Source organism: Cupriavidus sp. 05T41 (genome assembly GCF_056396525.1).
The window spans coordinates 12925-30944 of record NZ_JBFTLQ010000051.1; the positions used below are offsets into that span (position 1 = coordinate 12925).

Annotated in this window: 16 protein-coding genes; 1 reads left to right on the forward strand and 15 read right to left on the reverse strand. The window is 57.8% G+C overall.

All coding sequences use genetic code 11. From position 1 onward, the window contains the following. Positions 1–18 precede the first annotated feature (18 nt). From AC1DKV_RS26050 to AC1DKV_RS26095, 10 genes are all read right to left on the reverse strand, one after another. Positions 19–1032, reverse strand: coding sequence for an Ldh family oxidoreductase (locus AC1DKV_RS26050; RefSeq protein WP_441620727.1), 1014 nt, complete (start codon positions 1030–1032; stop codon positions 19–21). A gap of 41 nt (positions 1033–1073) precedes the next feature. Further along, the gene (locus tag AC1DKV_RS26055; protein WP_441620729.1) at positions 1074–2093 is read right to left on the reverse strand and encodes a Bug family tripartite tricarboxylate transporter substrate binding protein; all 1020 of its coding nucleotides are present in this window, start codon (positions 2091–2093) and stop codon (positions 1074–1076) included. Positions 2094–2164: 71 nt separating this feature from the next. Then, on the reverse strand, positions 2165–2410 hold the full coding sequence (locus tag AC1DKV_RS26060; protein ID WP_441620731.1) for a hypothetical protein: 246 nt from the start codon (positions 2408–2410) through the stop codon (positions 2165–2167). A 48-nt stretch (positions 2411–2458) separates the two neighbouring features. Next, positions 2459–3880, reverse strand: a complete 1422-nt coding sequence (locus AC1DKV_RS26065) for an FAD-dependent oxidoreductase (RefSeq protein ID WP_441620733.1) — start codon at positions 3878–3880, stop codon at positions 2459–2461. A gap of 303 nt (positions 3881–4183) precedes the next feature. Then, entirely contained in the window at positions 4184–5122 is a 939-nt protein-coding gene (locus tag AC1DKV_RS26070; RefSeq protein ID WP_441620735.1) for a LysR family transcriptional regulator, read from the reverse strand. Positions 5123–5205: 83 nt separating this feature from the next. Continuing rightward, complete coding sequence (locus AC1DKV_RS26075; RefSeq protein WP_441620737.1) at positions 5206–6552, reverse strand: NAD(P)-binding domain-containing protein; 1347 nt, start codon at positions 6550–6552, stop codon at positions 5206–5208. Positions 6553–6620: 68 nt separating this feature from the next. Continuing rightward, the gene (locus AC1DKV_RS26080; RefSeq protein ID WP_441620739.1) at positions 6621–7598 is read right to left on the reverse strand and encodes a Bug family tripartite tricarboxylate transporter substrate binding protein; all 978 of its coding nucleotides are present in this window, start codon (positions 7596–7598) and stop codon (positions 6621–6623) included. A 38-nt stretch (positions 7599–7636) separates the two neighbouring features. Next, a complete protein-coding gene (locus tag AC1DKV_RS26085; RefSeq protein ID WP_441620741.1) occupies positions 7637–9004 on the reverse strand; it encodes an MmgE/PrpD family protein in 1368 nt (455 codons plus the stop codon). A gap of 2 nt (positions 9005–9006) precedes the next feature. Next, a complete protein-coding gene (locus AC1DKV_RS26090; RefSeq protein ID WP_441620742.1) occupies positions 9007–9972 on the reverse strand; it encodes a Bug family tripartite tricarboxylate transporter substrate binding protein in 966 nt (321 codons plus the stop codon). Between the two features lie 334 nt (positions 9973–10306). Continuing rightward, entirely contained in the window at positions 10307–11734 is a 1428-nt protein-coding gene (locus AC1DKV_RS26095; RefSeq protein WP_441620744.1) for an aldehyde dehydrogenase family protein, read from the reverse strand. A gap of 258 nt (positions 11735–11992) precedes the next feature. Here AC1DKV_RS26095 and AC1DKV_RS26100 point away from each other — a divergent pair, with 258 nt between their 5' ends. Then, the gene (locus AC1DKV_RS26100; RefSeq protein ID WP_441620746.1) at positions 11993–12292 is read left to right on the forward strand and encodes a YciI family protein; all 300 of its coding nucleotides are present in this window, start codon (positions 11993–11995) and stop codon (positions 12290–12292) included. Positions 12293–12385: 93 nt separating this feature from the next. Here AC1DKV_RS26100 and AC1DKV_RS26105 read toward each other — a convergent pair whose 3' ends face one another. The 5 genes from AC1DKV_RS26105 to AC1DKV_RS26125 form a co-directional block, all read right to left on the reverse strand. After that, positions 12386–13465 carry a porin gene (locus tag AC1DKV_RS26105; protein WP_441620748.1) on the reverse strand — a complete coding sequence of 360 codons (1080 nt, stop codon included), beginning with the start codon at positions 13463–13465 and terminating at the stop codon, positions 12386–12388. A gap of 198 nt (positions 13466–13663) precedes the next feature. Continuing rightward, complete coding sequence (locus tag AC1DKV_RS26110; RefSeq protein WP_441620750.1) at positions 13664–14503, reverse strand: SDR family NAD(P)-dependent oxidoreductase; 840 nt, start codon at positions 14501–14503, stop codon at positions 13664–13666. A gap of 15 nt (positions 14504–14518) precedes the next feature. Beyond that, positions 14519–15526: a Bug family tripartite tricarboxylate transporter substrate binding protein gene (locus AC1DKV_RS26115; RefSeq protein ID WP_441620752.1), complete on the reverse strand. Its 1008-nt coding sequence runs from the start codon at positions 15524–15526 to the stop codon at positions 14519–14521. A gap of 91 nt (positions 15527–15617) precedes the next feature. Further along, entirely contained in the window at positions 15618–16592 is a 975-nt protein-coding gene (locus AC1DKV_RS26120) for a Bug family tripartite tricarboxylate transporter substrate binding protein (RefSeq protein WP_441620754.1), read from the reverse strand. 73 nt (positions 16593–16665) lie between these two features. Continuing rightward, the gene (locus tag AC1DKV_RS26125; protein ID WP_441620756.1) at positions 16666–17985 is read right to left on the reverse strand and encodes an NAD-binding protein; all 1320 of its coding nucleotides are present in this window, start codon (positions 17983–17985) and stop codon (positions 16666–16668) included. Positions 17986–18020: the final 35 nt, after the last annotated feature.

The window sequence follows — 18020 nt, forward strand, 5'->3', positions numbered from 1 at the left end:
TTCCATACAGATGGAAGCTCACTTCAACTGCTGTAGACGCTCCAAAACAGTCTTGTTCACCAAGATGCCCTGCCGACGTCGAATCTCACGCTCCCGAAAGCCGCGCTCCGATGGAATTCGAATCTCCGCAGAAACTGTTTGGCGAGGCAGTGTTCTTACTTTGTTCAATAACTCCTCCAGTTGGTCCTTGAACTGCTCGGCAGGCATCAATAGTTCCGGATTGAAAGCGACGAAGAGATATCCAAAATCGCTAACGTCGCCATTCCGTAGCCGTGAACCCGCCATCAGGCCAAGACTCTGGATTGCGAGGGACAAGCCGTAACCCTTGTGTCCGCCGAATGGAAAGACACCGCCCTCCAGCAAATCTCGGGCAACGCGCGTGGGCTCGCCATGTTTGTCGATGCCAACGACATCACGGAATTCCTCGCCGAGGAAGGCCTTCATCAGGACTTCGCCTGACATCGCCGAGGCCGTCCCCATGTCAAAGATAAATGGGTCCACTTTGCCAGGTAGGGCAATAGCTAGCGGGTTGGTCCCCAACGCCTTGCTTAACGCCCCTGGCGGCACAACGCTTGGGCTGCTGCTGCCGAAGTAGATCGCCGCATACCCCTCCCTGGCAATCTTCTCCAGGTAATATGCGTTGCGTCCCGCAAACCAGCTGTTCCTCAACCCCACAACCGCTATGCCGGAGCGACGCACCTTGTCGATGACAACATCGACAGCACGGTTTAAAGAGATGTAGCCGACGTGGTTCCCTCCGTCGAGCAATGCCGAGACCGGAGACTCGCGCACGATTGAAACCGGCACACGGGGCTTCTTCATTTCCGGTCTTTCCGCAATGACAAGAATCCGCGGAAGGCCTGCGAACTCGTAACCCCACATGGATGCATCAAGCAGATGTCCGGAGATGACATCCGCCTCTGCACGTGTGAATCCAATCCTTATAAGGGTGCTCACGCCAAGATCATGCGCCTCACTTACGCTCAGTCGAATTGAGTTTTCGTTATCGGTGTCCAGCAGTTTCTCAGTCATATCGATAGTCCAAGGTGTCGAATGCGTGCGGCAATACTTCTCTATTCCACGTGGAGATTTATCTTCTTCACGACGGGCTTCCATTTTTCGAGTTCACCGGCGATGAACTTAGACAGGACAGCAGGTTCGCCTCCGACGACCTCATAGCCGGCATCGATGAGTTGCTCTCGCACCTTCGGATCCAGAAGAGTCTCTTTGAAAGCGGCGTTAAGGGTGGTAATTACCGCCCCTGGGGTTCCCGCGGGTACCAGTACGCCATTCCAGGAGCTCACGTCGAAGTGAGGCACTCCGGATTCCGCAATCGTCGGCACGTTCGGCAAGACGCTTGTCCGCTTCGCGGCGGTAATGCCCAATGCGCGGAGCCTCCCCGCTTGGATCTGCGGCTTAAGCACGACCGGCACACCAATAAGGGCGTCGATCTCCCCAGAAAGGACGGCAGACAAGGCTGGTCCACCCCCACGATAGGGAACATGCAACATGTTTGCGCCTGTCATTGACGCGAGCAACTCCCCTCCGAGATGTCCAAGAGATCCCGGCGCAGCCGATCCGTATGTAATCTGTCGCTTCTTCGATAACTCAATCAGTTCCCGGATGTTGTGCACCGGCAGCTTTGCGTTGACAACGAGTACCTGCGGGACGGTCGTCAAGAAAATCACCGGCGCAAAGTCACTCTGCGCAAACGGCATCTTCGTGAACACAAGCGGGTTGATCGAATGGGTCGCTGAGTAGGCAAACGTCAGCGTGTAGCCATCGGCAGCTGCCCGTGCACCGGCTGATGCGCCAATATTTCCCGCCGCTCCACCACGGTTCTCGATGACCACTGGCTGCCCCAGTAATTGACCCAACCGCGCTTGAAGTATGCGTGCGAGAAGATCTGCACCACCACCCGGCGGCCATGGAACAATCCAGCGAACGGGGCGATCCGGATAGGCCATGGCCGCTACGTCTCTTGATGCAAGACTTCCCAGGACACCGGTCAGCACTCCCGCCAGGAGCAGTGACCGGCGTTTTCCTAGCGGCACACCGCTCAAAGCCGGTGCCTGCGATATGGCATCATTCATGTCAGGCCATCCAGTTAAAATACCATTCAGTAGCGCTATCTCTAACGTGCAATACGGCGCGATGCCGTAGCTCACTTCGGAAGCATCGCGTCCACAACAAGCCTGACCAAGTCGACGTAACTGCGCATGATCAGGTAAGCAAAAAGACCTGCGATCCCGCCGCCAATAAGAAAAGCAGTAGATCCGCTGACTTCCCAAATCCAGAATCCGGCTATCGGCATACTCGACGCCAGCAGCAATGCAATCGCGTTGCCATTTTTAACAAGGAAATGCAGAGCAGGAAATGTCGGCATCGTCTGTTTGAAATGTGATTTCATCAATCAAATTCATCGATATTAAAAATTAACGTTGCAAAACCGGTTAAATCAGGCGGCGGCCCATGTTGACGCAATTGCATTTGCAGCGCGCAGGGCGAAGACAGTCGACCGGCTGAGACCGCCTATGTATGCAACCTGTTCAAGATCACCGCCACCCTCGATTCCGCCGGTCGTACAGCCTGCCGCATACAAATTCGCAATCGGACGATTGGCAATATCAAGCACCCGACCGGCAGCGTCGGTCGCGATTCCGCCCATGGTGTATGTGATCCCGGCGCAGAGCTTTACCGCATGGAAGGGTGCGGTTCGGATGGGCCACGCTCGATGAACGCCTGTGCTGCGCCGGGGCCGAAGCTCTCCGGTACCGGCGGCCTCGATTGCGGCGTTGTGCTGCGCGACGCTCTCTGCTAACTGGTTTGCAGGCAAGCCAGCCTGTTGCGCCAAGCCCTCCACGTCGGACGAGGCGTAGACGGTGCCTCCGTTCGTGATCAAGGTGGGATTTGCGGAAATGAGGTACTCGCGCCCTGGGCCATTCCAGATATCCGAGTCGAAGATGACGGTTGCTCCCAGGGGATCGGCCTGTGCCGCAATGGTGTTTGCCATGGTGACTCCACCCAGCCCTTCATCCATGAATCGTCGCCCGGATCTATCAACCACAATGCCCGCGGCACAAACGAGATCGAGCATCGGGAAGGGCGACAAATCGTCGTTGTAGATCGCATCCTGTGCGAGCACGTGCCCGTAGAACCGCGTCATTCCCACGAACTGAGCACCGACTTCACCTGCCATGCGCAATCCGTCTCCGCAGCCTGCCCGTGCGTTTCGTTGCTTAAGCTTCTCTGGCGCAGGTGCGATATGCTCGCGCAGCAAGTCCAGGTTGGAATGGAATCCCCCGTCGCAGATCACAACCGCGCCTGCCTCAATGCCGACTTGCGCGGTAGATTGCGTCGCCAGGAAGCCGACGCACTGCCCACCCCGCATCGTCAAGCGCTCGGCACGAGTTCCGTAGAGGACCGTTCCCCCATTGGCCTCCAGCCTGGCTGCCAGGGTTCGTAGCAGTACATCCCCGCCGCGCCCCTGCCAGTAGTGGCGTCCTTGCGTTGCAATAGGAGGTGCCAGCGTATGTCTGCGGTAAGGCTCGTGTCCAACCTTGATGAACCGCACACCGTGCTGCTGCAGCCATTGCGTTGCCTGCCCAACGTCATGTGCGAGTGCCTCCGCGAGGTCCTTCGCAACCGAGTTGCCAGCGCGGCTGACAATGGCGTCCAGAATGACTTCAGGATCTTCGGCTACGTCCTGGTGGGCGACGTGGAATGCCCCGCCTGCCATCCGGGTGTTGCACGGGTACCTACCCTGCTCACCTTTTTCAACTACCAGCGTTCTGATTCCTTGCTCTGCGAGCCGTAGAGCGACTGTCAGGCCCGCGATTCCGGCGCCGATGACAGCAACGTCTGTATTGACGACATCCATGCCCACTCCAGTAACTGGCTGAATCTCCGATAGCACTTCCGACGCTGGCTCCCGACGAGACTGCGATCTAGCGCACCGATGAATGAATCTTATGGCGGAGATACCTGCACAACCGCGCCCATCCTTTAAGGACTTTCAAGTACGAATTGAAGATCGAATCCTCTGCTTCCGATGGTCGCGTCGTGTACTACGTCAATGTCTCCATACAGCTGGAGAGTTGAAAACGTCGGCGAACGCGCACAGCGTAACGACGCCTTGAAGTTAAGCAATTCCCGAGTGTCAAACGCCGGCCGCGCGATGTGACTAGCGTTGAATCGTTGGAGGTCGCTCTTCCCGCCGCTGCAGGTCGGGATGTTGGCTAAGCACGTCGTAGAGAAAATCTGCCATGGCACGGACCTTCAGCGGCACGTGGTGGCGTTGCTGCATATAGATGGAGTAGCTCAACTCCCCCTCGACCTGTCCGTCCATCACCGTATCGAGCCGACCCGAACGCAGGTAGGGCGTGACGCGATAGAGAGTCAGGAGTCCGATCCCCACTCCACTCAGCATTGCCTCGATCAGGCTATCGCCGTCATTTGTGACAAGTGACGGCTGCCCTTCGCTTACCAGGATTTCGTTGCCGAAGCGGAGGCGCCACGGCCGGATCGCATTGGTCACCCAGCTCCGCAGATCGATCCGTCGATGACGCTTAAGATCCTCAATTGTTGACGGTCTGCCATGCCGCTGCAGATAGGCTGGCGAAGCGCAGAGAACGAAGGGCGAGGTCACCACGCGCCGCGCAATGAGTCTCGTGTCGGGCAATGGGTGTGGAAGGATACCGACGTCAATGCCCTCGGCGACCACGTCCGGGATTCGATTCTGGGCGATCAAATCGACCGAGAGGCGCGGAAACTTCTCGAGGAAGGATCCGAGAGCTGGTGCGACAAAGCGCGCGGCCATCCCGACAGGTGCAGCAACCTTGACCGTGCCGAATACCTCCGCAGAGGCATCACGCATTCGCTCTACCTCACTGTCGATGGCGTCAAATGCATTGACACAGGTCCGATAGAAGCTGGAACCCTCTTCGGTTAGGCTTAGTCTGCGCGTGCTGCGATTCAGAAGCCGAATTCCGACCCACTCCTCGACCTGCTTGATATGCAAGCTGGCGGCCTGGGGCGTGATTCCCAGTTCCCGAGCGGCCCGGCTTAGGTTCCCGGTCTGCACGACACGTATGAAGGTATTGATGCCCCGAACGCTCTCCATGTATCACCTCCTCGGCACGAGCAAACCTAGATGGGACTGTCAGGCTCCCTCGACGGGCACCGAGGCCGACACTGGAATGTCAGTCACTTCCGAGACAGCCCATATGCCCGGCCAAGTTCATCGATGTTCGAGTCTGGGCCGATCTCTTTAATGAGAGCCTCAACTCGGCTCCTAACCGCATTTGCAATAAGCATCGGAGCCCCGAACGACGCCGCTAGCTCCGAAACAAGACGCAAGTCCTTATAGAACAGTTTCGACGTAATGATGGCAGTTGGCACCCCCGTGCGTTCGGCCTCCGCGATTCTCTGGAGTGCCGCGGTCCACGCGTCCGTGTCCTTCGTCTGTTCCAGGAGGTCCGCCAGACCCAGGCCCAGGCGCCGGGCCAAATCGATACTTTCGTAGCAGATGAACCGATTACAAGCGCCAGTTGCGTTCTTCACAAGTTTCGCCGTTTGTCCGCTACCGGTCGGACCGAAGTAGATGCTGCGGCCCATAGTTTGGAGAAGGCCATAGACCTTCTGATAGTCTTCTTGGGACCCTCCGCAGAGCGCAAGAAGAGTTCCGTTGTCCGCACTGGCAGGCCCCCCTGCGACCGGAGCATCGACGAACCCGACTCCCAGTTGGTTGAGCGCCTGCGATATCGAGCGGGCATCCGAGGGACTTCCAGTTGTCTGATCGATCACCACTTTGCCGGGTGACAGGCCCCTCAGCATCCCTTTCTCGCCCAACAGCACCTCCCGAACATGGGCTGACGTCGGGACACAAAGCATGATGATGTCACTCTCACGCGCGAGGGAGGGCATGTCCGTTGCAGCCATAGCTCCATCCCGTACTTGCTCAGCCACCCGATCCTGGACCACATCGAACACGAGAAGCCTGTCTGCAGCCGTACGGACTCTACGCGCCAAGGCAGAGCCCATTGCGCCCAGACCCACGTAGCCAATAGTCGGCTTTTGTGCACCCACCCTGCTTTGAGGAAGCGGCGATTGCGGTGTGTGTCTATATGCGTCGTCGCTTACACCCGCCATTGAGCCTATAAGAGACAGCATGCTGCCCAGGCGAGAATCTCCACCATAGACGTTCATGCCCACATCCAGTAAGCCGCGGGCCACGGATGCCAGAGGCAGAGAAACGCCACATTGCTCGGAGAGTTGGATTGCTCGTCGAATGCCGTCGGAGAGTTCTGATAGCAACGGGCCCTCGAATCCAGGACGATGGTCCGCGAGTGCCGCAAGTCGCTGTTCCGTAAATCGACTACGCCCGCTGCTTCCGTTGATTGCATCAAGCATCGGAGACAACGCAAGCCCCGCCTTCAGGCCCATTGCGATGACTTCGAGTGTCATCAGGCTGCACAATGAAAGCATCGATGCTGCGATCGCCTTGCTTGCCTCTGGGTCGATCGGACGCACTGTTTGACTGGATATTTGCAACACTCTCTCCCTTTCATCCGACGCCAGTCCCTAGCGCCACGCTACGAGCCGCCGAGGACTTCCTAGGGTCATTGCTTTTGAATGTTCAACTTCTCGACCAGAGCCGTCGTGTCCGCCACTTCCTTACGAACGAAGGATGTGAATTCCGCGGGGTTCTTAAAGTACGGCTCTGTACCATCCGATTGAAGCCTCTCTGTCACCTGCGGATCTTTCATGGTCTTCTCCAGGGCCGCCGACACTTTCTCGACCACATCGCGCGGCGTGCCGGCCGGCGCAAAGAGGCCGAGCCAATAGTAGTAACTAAAGCCCGGCAAGCCTTGCTCCGCCACGGTTGGCACGTTGGGAAGAAGCTTCAGACGATCCTGCGATGTGACCGCGAGCGCCCGCAATTTTCCACCCGCGAGATTGGACGAACTGCTTCCGTACGCATCGACCATGAAGCTCACGCGCCCCGCAATCACATCCGGCATGGCAGCCCCGTTTCCTTTGTACGGAATGTGAAGCATCTGTACGCCCGCCTGCTTCAGCATCATCTCCGCCGCAATATGCGTGGTCGTTCCAACCCCGGCCGATGCATAACTGATCGCGCCACGGCTGGCCTTTGCACTCTTGAATACGTCAGCCATGGTCTTGTACTCGGTTCCTGCGCCCGCCACAACCACAGCTGGCGAACGGACCATTGAACCTACCGAGACAAAGTCCTTCATGGCATCAATGCCAGTCTCGCGTGAGAGAGCGCTTTGGATGGGTAGCGTCCCTCCCGTCGACATCAAGGTGTACCCGTCCGCAGACTCCGATTTCGTATAGCGGATACCCACCAACCCGCCCCCGCCAGGCCGGTTCTCCACCACTACGGGCTGACCGATTTCCTGGCCCAGTCGCTGGGCAATAATCCGCGTCGTGATATCGCCCCACCCACCCGCAGATACAGGGACGACCACTTTGATGGGTCGTGAGGGATAGGGCTCAGCCGCGTGGGCGATGGGAATTGCAGAAAGCGTTGCCGCGAATAGGGTAACCTGCCTTATTTTTTTAACGTTGGTCATCTTATCTCCTGTGTATTTTTTTGCAGAATGCGCGTCGGCTACGATTTCCCAGGCCAAAGAGTGCCGATAAGTCTCCGCACGTCCAGGAGATTCTCCATTGCACGTATCACTTCGATGGACGCTGAGATCTGCTGCTCTCCGACGCCGCCATACGGCATCAGGCTCCTGTACTTGCTTTCAATTTCTAGCCAGGTGATTCCACGCAAAGCGGCACCCTTCGGATACCGGACATGTTCTTCGATAAGCTGTCCACCGACAGTCTCGATGCGAACAATTGCGCCGCTCTTGTAGTTGGCCTTATCCGCGACCTCTGTATCTACGCGGAAGACCTTATCGAACAAGGAGCGGATCCTGGGGTCCTGAATCTTCTCTGGGAATGCGTGCTCCCAGCTGTAGTCACGATCCGCTGCGCCTGCAGCCGCGAAATAGAACGGGCTGTGCGCGATCCCGATGAGGTCGGTTGGATGCTTTGGCCCCGGGAAAGGATAATCGGGAAGGGTAAACTCGATCTTGCGAATGTCCACGACATCCAGGTCCCCTCGGCGCGCCGCATTGGCGGCAGCTTCGGCAACGGCGTGAAATGGCGACCCACCAGGAACTAGCTTGATGCCTAGTTCGGTCAGGATGCACCATTTCTCCCCGAGCTGACTGATCACCTCCTCGGCTTGCTGGGTGACGCCCAGTGTTTCGAAGAAGCCGCGCTTCATCTCGAACGTGGCGAGCTCGGCGGTGTATCCCAGCTGAGCGGCTAGAGCGCCGTTCACGCCCATCATTGCTGCATTCCCCGCGTGGTACTCCCTCGCTAAGCTGGTTGCCGCCGCGGCGTGCAAGCCGCCCATTGAGGTTGCCGCCAATGCGAGTGCATGGGCCGCGGCGTCTGCGTCGAGCCCCAGCAGTCGAGCTGCAGCTGCCGCCGCTGCAAACGTTGCCACTACGCACCCGTGAAAGCCTTTTCGCTGCAGGCCTCCAATCATGGCAGTGTTGATGTTGCCGGCAACTTCATAGCCGATAACTACTGCGGCAACTACCTCCGCTCCGGACGCACCGACCTTTTCTCCGACGGCGAGCGCCGCAGCACACGCCTGGGTCCCACTGTGGACAATGTTCCTGAGATCGCTGTCATCCGAAGCAGCCGCATCGCTCATAAGAGCGTTCAGGCGTGCAGCGGCCACGGCCGGCACCGACTCCCAGCCTCCAAACCAAACAGTCGACTCCGGAGAGCCTCCTCGCGTGACTTCCAGGGTTCGAACGATCTTGCTCGATTGGAGCGTCGATCCGAGAGCGGAACTGGCTAAAGTACTGGCGATCAGCATCTTCCCGTATTCAGCCGCTTCAGCGGGGATTTCGTCATACTGCGTTGAAGCGATGAACTCACCATATCGGCGAGAGAGAGTAGCGTTCTTCATCTTCAATCCATCTTGATGTTGCTTTGCTTGGCGACGTCACCCCAACGCCGCGTCTCTTTCACAAGGAACTGTTGAAACGCTTCCGGGGTTGTGACCTGGGGTGTAAGTGCGATCTTGTCGAGCGCATCGACGACCTCCGGCAGGGCCATCACGCTCGCGGCCTGTTGACTTAGTTCGGCGGCCTCTTTTGCCGGAAGGCCCGCGGGTGCAACGAGGCCTTGCCAACTCGTCATGACGAAGTCGCCCCCGATCTTCTCTTCGACCGTTGGAATATTGGCAAGTCGTTCCACGCGCTTCTGGCTGGTTACAGCCAGAAGACGAATCTTTCCCGCTTTCACACCCATGAACGCTCCAGGCAGAGTGAGCATGGCAACATCGACTTGCTTCCCCATCAATGCGGTCACGAGGGCATTTGCTGTGGTAAACGGAACGTGAGTAATCTTCACACCCAGCCGATTCTTCAACATCTCCATTCCCAAGTGATTGCCCTGTCCGATGCCTGAAGACCCATAGTTGAGCGAGCCAGGACGGGCCTTTGCCACCTTCTCGAGGTCCTCGAGACTTGTGATGCTGGAATCCGACGGGACCGCGACCACAAATGCCGATTCAGCCAGCTTCGCGATTGGCGTGAAGTCTTTGATCGGGTCGTAGCCGACCTTCTTGTAGACGTGAACGTTACTGGTGTGACTAGTGGAGACGATAAGCAGCGTGCGTCCGTCCGGATTCGCCTGGGCGACCTGTGCGGTCGCGATGTTTCCACCGGCTCCTGGACGGTTCTCTACGATGTATGTCCGCTTTTGCCTGACTCCGAGCTTCTCAGCCAGGATTCGAGCAAGGACATCGATATTTCCGCCGGGTGCCGATGCGACGACGATGCGAGTCGGTGCGCTTCCTGGATCGGCTGCCGCTCCAAATGCCGACAAACAGATGCCAGCAAGACATAGCTGCCGCCAAATATTCTTTGCCACGTGCCTCCTCCTAGTTCTCGATTTAATCTTCCCAACCATCGTTCGGTGGTTCAATCGTTTCCCACCCTGTCGTGGACGTTTGGGTTCATCTAAATTTGGTCTTTACCTACCGGTTTGTTACCTTTGGCGTAAACGTTCAGCGGAATCAGTCCTGCTGTATTGAATTCGCATACCGAAACGTTACGCGCGTGCGGAGGCAGGCTTAGAGGTCTACCGGGGCGTCGTTGAGTCTTGTCGTTTCCGGTCGTCAATGTGCACGGTAAAAAGTGCGCAAGAGCGGCCAGGAAAGAGCCGGCTTCCTGCGCAAAGGAGACCACCTGGAATCAAATTGCGTTTAGTCGCCTGGATTGAAGCCCAGGAGGGCCTTCGTTTCCAGATACTCCTCCAAGCCAAATACACCCACCTCTCTTCCGTTGCCTGACTGACGGTAACCGCCCATTGGGGCAACGTAGTTAGACGCAGCTCCGTTATAGAAGATGCGCCCCGCCCGCATACGCGCGGCAAGCTTGCGCGCACGTCCGGCGTCCGAGGAGAAGATGTACCCGCCCAGTCCGTACTTCGTTCCATTCGCGATGGCGACGGCCTCGTCTTCTGTACGGTAGGTAATCAACGACAACACCGGGCCGAAGATCTCCTCCTGCGCGATGGTCATGTCTGCTCGAACATCGGCGAAGATTGTCGGCTGGATGAAGTAGCCGCGATCCAGGTTGCCAGGTCGGCCAAGGCCTCCACATACCAATCGCGCTCCTTCTTCGATTCCGCGTTCGATGTAGCTTTGCACTCGCTCAAACTGCGGCCGATTCACTACGGGGCCAACTGTCGTGTCTGGACTTCGCGGATCGCCTACCCGTACCTTCTGCGCCTCGCGTTGCAGTAGGCCAATAAACTGCTCGGCTTGGCTCTCGTGGATCAGGATGCGAGTGGGCGAATGGCAGGACTGGCCCGTATTCGAGAACCCTCGGGTGACGTTATACCGAGCGGCTGCCTCGAGGTCTGCGTCCTCAAGAACGATATTTGCAGACTTCCCGCCGAGTTCCTGGCAAACGCGCTTGACGGTATCTGCGGCTGACTGAGCTACCAGAATCCCCGCTCTCGTCGAGCCGGTGAATGAAATCATGTCTACGTCCGGATGTCGGCTCAGTGCATCTCCGACTGTCGGACCATCGCCGTTAATGATGTTTACGACGCCGGCCGGTACCCCCGCGGCCGCCAATACCTCCCCAAGCAGCAACGCGTCAATGGGCGTGTATTCACTTGGTTTTACCACTACCGTGCAGCCAGCGGCGATTGCGGAAGCAAGCTTCCCGCACAGTAGTTGGAGAGGCCAGTTCCAGGCTGTAATCAAAGCACACACACCAATTGGCTCTCGCAGGATCACGTTGTCGCCCATACGGCTCTCGAAGTCGTACTCGCGAAGCGTAATCACGGCCTGCTTAAAGGCCTGGAGGGCCGTGGTCGTTTGACCAGCAAGGGAAAGCGGAGCTCCCATCTCCTCGGAGATCGCACTCATGAGGTCGGTCTGCCTCGCCGCGAAGGCTTCGACGATCCGTTCAAGCAGGGCAATCCGTTCGGCCTTGGTTGTCACACTGAAAGATTCAAAAGCTTTCCGTGCAGCGGTTACTGCTCGATCAACGTCTTCAACTTCGCCAAGCCGCACGTTCGCGAACGGAATCTCAGTGGCCGGGTTGACCAGTTCAAAGCTGCGGGTTCCTACAGGCTCAACCCACTCTCCCCCGATGTAAAACCTATCAAACGTCTTCATACCTTCCTCTAACTGAATGGACACTCGAACTCTTAGACGGACATCCGCCCCGCGCAAGGCCAAGGCTGCTGGTTGTCGCGTCCGTCCACTTCACAACGCCTTCGAGCCTGGCTTGCCGACTACCTTCACAATACTCTACATTGGTTCCGTTGTACAATTCGGGTTCCAATCACCGAAACTTTCGTGCGCGACGCACAAGGTCGGAATGGCGCCCATGCGCGCAGTCAGTCACAGAGGAATTCTTCATCAGGAGACTTTATGCTTTGCATCGTGTTTTGCTGCGATCGAGAGGGGTCGGCGGAGCTTCGTAAAGAGCTTCAGGCTACTCATCGGAACTACTTGAATGATTGGAACGACAGGATCCCGGGACCGCAACTGGATGAACTCGGCAATGCGTTCGTAGGAAGCGTTTTCCTGCTTAACATCGACACCTATCAACAGGCAGAGGAATTCATCCGGAGCGAGCCTTACAACTCCGCCGGGGTGTTCGCCAGCGTGAAGATTCGTCGCTTAAGCAAGGGCCGGTTCAACGCGCACCTGTTCGACGCGCCGAGATAGCACTTCGCTTCGTGCTGCCCCGGTCCCTTTGTGCACCTTTAGGCTCGTGTCACCATCGGTCTACACGAGCCTTCTGCACCGTCGCTTCAGGCGCTAGAACTTGTGTCGAATGCCTGCAACTGCGCCGAATTGGTTAGCGCTGTTGGCCACCGTTCCGAAGCTTCCCAGGCCAAGTGTCGAGCCGTTCTTGTTCTTCGTGTAACCAACGTTTAGGTAGACGTCGGTACGCTTAGAGAATGCATAGTCGCTGGAGAGCACGAAGAACCAAGGGTCGGCACTGGCTCCAGAAAAATCTTGGTAATACGCTGCGGCGACGACGTTTAGCGGTTGGGTTACCTGGTATCTGACGCCGGTCCAGTATAGGTTCGAGCGTTGATTCGATCCGGCCCGCGCGCCCGGTAGGAGTGCGCCGTCTAGCGCTTTGGCCCAACGGTAGCCAGCGAAGAGCGTGGCATTCCCAATAGCGAAATTGCCGCCAACTACAGCACGGCGGGTGGTGGCGTCCGGCGTAGTGGTTCGAGTACCGGTGTTGATCTGGTCATATGCGGCCGTCACCTCCCAGTTCTGGCCCGTGTACGTCAGACTTCCTCCGATCTCCCGGCCAATCTTCGGACTTCCTGGCACTTCGCTCGCATTGTCTCGAGTGCTGTCAGCGCCGAAGCTATACATTGCGTTCGCTTTCAGGCCCCCGAATATGCCCACATACTTCACCGTGTTGTCAGCTCTAGCGGAGAAGGCAGCGTCCTGCACCAGAATGGAATACTTTGATGCGATCCACATCGGGTCCACGGTGCCGAAGATGTCGTAGAGCGCATTGGTCTGACGACCCAGGGTCAGCACACCCCATCCGCTCTGCAACCCCACGTATGCTGATCGACCAAACAGTCGGCTGTTCTGCGACGCGCGCCCAGTGTCAGACTCAAATCCACTTTCTAGTACAAAGAGGGATTTCAATCCGCCACCCAGATCTTCAGTGCCGCGCAGCCCCCAACGGGAGCCAGCCATATTGCCCGGCGTCATGCGGACGACGCTATTGTTGCCCTCCGTTTGGTGATTCGCATACTCTATCCCGGTGTCCACTACGCCATATAGCGTGACGCTGGATTGCCCATATGCGCTTCCGGCGCAAACCGATGCCACACCGGCGAACCATACAATCGCCTTACTTTTCATGTCTCCTCCTCTTGGGTTTTTCTACTCACAATGTCGATTCGGTACTTTTGCGTCCCGCCGGGCGGCTCTGTTTCGAACATCGGCATGAGTTCCATTTTTTCAAATGGCAAAAAAATGGGACGCCCGCCCTGAGGAGCGAGGCCGCCTCTCAAGGCATTGGTAACGTCCGTTGAAACGGCCCGGGTCTGGCTGCGTCGCCTAGATGCGATTCAGGATTCTTCCACCGTCCACGAGAAGCGACACTCCGGTAATGAAGTTGGCTTCGTCGGAAGCCAGGAACAGCGCCGCATTCGCAACGTCCCAGCCTGTACCCTGCCGGCCGAGGGGCACCTTTGCATTTCGTTCCGCAGTGACCTGCTCTCGCGATTGCCCCCATTCCTTCACGCGCGTATCGACTGCCATCGGCGTGGCGATGAGCCCGGGCAGCACGCAGTTTGCTCGGATGCCGAAAGGTGCATTCTGGAGGGCCAACTGCTCTGTGAATGCAATAACGCCCGCTTTAGAGGCTTTGTAAGCGACGTAGGGATACTTTCCTACTGCGGCGGAAGATGATACGTTGACAATTACGCCAGACCGCTGCACACGCATGATTGCCACTGCGTGCTTGCATGCGAACACGGTGCCTCGGAGGTTGATCCGGCAGATGTTGTCGAAACCTTCCTCTGTGATCTCCATCAGATCTCTGTCTCCGCCCGCAATGCTGACGCCGACGTTGTTATGAAGTACGTCCAGGGAGCCCCACCGTTGCGCTGCATCAGTCATCACTCTCGCAAGATCTTCCTCTCGCGTCACGTCTGCGGAAGCAGCTACGCATTCGAGGCCTTCCGCAAGAATGATTGATGCGGTCTCTTGTGCGGACTCGATGTTCCGATCCACCGCCAGGACACGCGCGCCTTCACGTGCAAACCTGATAGCGGCTGCGCGCCCATTGCCTACGCCCTCTCCTGGACTTTGGCCAGCCCCGATTACGACGGCGACCTTGCCTTTCAGGCGCTCTCCAGAAGTACGGCCCAATGCAGATGCAATTTCGTTTCCCATTTCCTCTCCTAACCTTTAGCTTGCACCACTGACCAACTTACTGAAGTGACGCCACCGAGTGATGTCATCCTGGACCTGCTTGCGAAACGCCTGCGGTGCGCTAGTTCCCGGCTCCGCATACAGCTTGTCTCGCACTTGTGCGGCGACATCCGGCGATAAGGAGATGCGATTTATTGCGTCGTTCACCTTTCTCACGACGTCTTCCGGCAATCCGGCAGGTCCAATCATTCCGTAGTAGGTATAGGGATCAAGTCCTTCAAATCCCTTCAGTCCGGCTTCGGACACGCTAGGTACATCAGGAATAGCCTTGACGCGCCGCGTGCCGGTCACTGCCAACGCTCGAACCTTGCCACTGCTCAGGGCCGTAACCGCGCCTTGGACGGGCGCAATTCCGACTTGCACCGAGCCGGTGTACATCGCCTGGACGATATCTGCGTCTGCTTTGTACGGAACATGCGTCATCATCATTCCCGACACCTTGCTCATATACTCACCGGCCAGATGACTAGCGGATCCAATACCCGAAGAGCCGAAGTTCAGCTGCCCGGGATGCTTGGCCGAGTATGCGACCAGGTCGCGCAACGACTTCGCCGGTACGTCGTTGTTGACGATGATTACTCCTTGCGCCGTACCAACAAGGCCCACAAATGTGAAGTCCTTGACCGGGTCGTAGGGCAAGTCGTTGCGCACGCCCGGACTTTGCGATAGCGCGCTTCCTGTGCCCATATACAACGTATATCCGTCAGGCGCGGCTGCCTTCAAGGACCGGATCGCCACGATCTGACCAGCTCCTGGCTTGTTCTCGACCACCACCGGCGTCTTGAGTTCGACGGCGAGCTTCTGCGCGTAGAAGCGAGCGATCGCGTCTGTGGTACCACCAGCGGCAAAGCCGACCAGCAGACGAATCGGCCTCGAAGGGTAGACGTCAGCGAGTGCCGGGACACTGATGCTCACCAACGCCACCAACAACAGTGATCTACGGGTGACTGACGCCATGCCTTTTGCATTCTTCCTGTTATCCATTCTTTTTCCCCAGATGAGGACTGCTTGTTTCCGTGGCTACGCTACGGCAGACGCACCCATTGCTTTGAGTCTGATCTTGCCCGAACATTGCTTACTGTTTCGGCAGGTTGAGGTCGGTCACGAGTTTCCGTGTCTGGCTGACTTCCTTGGCTAGAAACTGGTTGAACTCAACTGTAGTCATCTGGGGCGTCTCTACCCCCTCGCCGTTCAGCCGCTCAGCCAGCGCTTTATTACTCAAGGCGCTCTTCAGAGCCTCCGAGAGGCGCTGAACGACCTCCTTGGGCGTGCCAGTTGGTGCTACAAGACCCATCCACGTGTAGTAGCTGTAACCCGGAACGCCCTCTTCCGCGAGGGTGGGAACATTAGGTAGCGCCGATATCCGCGCTGTCGAGGTAACTGCCAGCGCCTTGAGCTTTCCAGCAGTCAGATAGCCACGACTGCTCGAGTAGGCGTCGAAAATCATGTTTACGCGCCCACTCATGACATCAGGCATCGCTGGCCCGTTCCCCTTGTACGGGACATGGAGCAGTTGCAGACCGGCCTTTTGGTTGAACAGCGCGGCAGCAAAGTGAGGCGCGGTGCCGACGCCCGCGGAGCCATATGAGAGCGTGTTCGGATGACCCTTGGCACGCGCGACGAAGTCCCTGAGCGATTTGTCGGGTTGCTCCGGCGATACCACGACCAGGAATGGCGATCGTCCAACGAAGCCCACGCCGGTGAAGTCACGTGTCAAATCATAGCCCGGATCGTCCCGAATAACCTGCTGGAAAGCCATGGTGCCCGCCGAGCCTAGGAGGGTGTAGCCATCGGCTGCCGCTGACTTGGTCACGTTGATACCGATCAGGCCGTCCCCACCGGCTCGGTTCTCGACAATGACCGACTGCTTGAGGTTGGCTCCCATCTCCTTCGCGACAAGGCGGATGGTGAAGTCCAGCAGACCGCCTGGCGCGGTATTCACAACAATACGCACCGGACGATTGGGGAACGGGTCCGCGGCGAAGCTCGCAGAGGAGATTGCCAGTGCAATACCAGAAAAGGCCAGGGCCTTCACAATGGGGCGCTTCATGTAGTCTCCAAGATTTCATATTGGCCACCCATTTTCGAGTAGCTCCTTACCGCAGTGCTGGACTCCACAAGTCCTACTGCGTGAAACGAATACCGGACACGTCTTCGACGAGTCCCGCGACTTCCGCCACATCCGCCTTCTCGGCAGCAGCCACCGCCGCTTGTTCGTACAGGCAGCGCACCTGATTTGCCACGAACATCGGGGCGCCAACCTTACTTCCGAGCGCACAGGCCTTGCGCAGGTTGTCGGCGACCTCACGCAACGGTCTGACGGGGCTACGATCGCCGGCCAAAAGGGCGGGCAGGAGCGCACGCGACGCGCCACTCCAGCCGGAACTCGAGTTGATCACCGTCGAGATGTCTTGCAACCGCAAGCCGTAAGCGATACCAAGCGCGGTGCATTCATAGGTAACCAACTGCCCCAGCGCGAACATTGCGGCCTCCACAAGGGGAGCCACGGCGTTGGCATCCGATTCTGCTGACTGGCCCGCTCCCTCGTTCTCCGCGCTCGTCGGACCGATACATGTGGCGGCCATGTCTCCGATGACTCCGACCATGTCTTCGAGCTGGGAGCCCTGGCCAAGGGTATTGACCCCAACCTGCAACAAGCCACGCACGATGCTCGTAATCGGAAGCGGTACCTCAACCTCCATCCCAAGCATCATTGCCTGGGTAATATCCTTGAGCATCAGAGGAAGTCCAAACCGGGTGGAAGCCCTTCCCTCCACTAACGCAGGTAGCATCTTCTCCGTTACCTGACTCCGTCCGAGGCTTTCGTTCAGCTCTACAGCCATCCGCTCCAGGGGAAGCCCAGCCTTGATCCCCATGGCGACAATCTCAAGCATGCCAATTCGACCAGCACCATTCATGGCGTTGTTCACCATCTTCATGGCCTGGCCATCACCAATGCGGATGCCGCAGCGATGGATGGTACCGGCCATTGTGTCCAGCAACGGGCGTGCCTTCTCATAGACCCCGTCCGAGCCCGCGACCATAAGGGTGGCACTTCCACTCGCTACAATTTGCGGGCTTGCAGAAACCGCGGCATCCATCATCTCCACTCCAATTTCGGAGAGAAGCGAAGCAATTTTCCTGGTCTCGGCAGGGATGCCACTGGTCTGGTCGATGACAATCTTCCCCGCCGATAAGCCGGCGGCGAGTCCCTCTGGGCCCGAGACAAGCTGCAGAACGTCGGAACTACGTGGCAAGCAGATCACGACCGCGTCGCATTTCCGTCCGAGGTCTGCGGCAGATGCAGCCACGCTGGCGCCAAGGCCTTTGAACACCTCGAGCGCCTGGGCATTGAGGTCCCAGACGAAAAGATCGTGTTTGCCGATGAAACGTCGCGCAAGTTCTCCTCCAAGCGCGCCGAGACCTACGTATCCAACCTTCATTGCAATGTCTCCTGTTCGTGTTTGCTTGTTCTTTC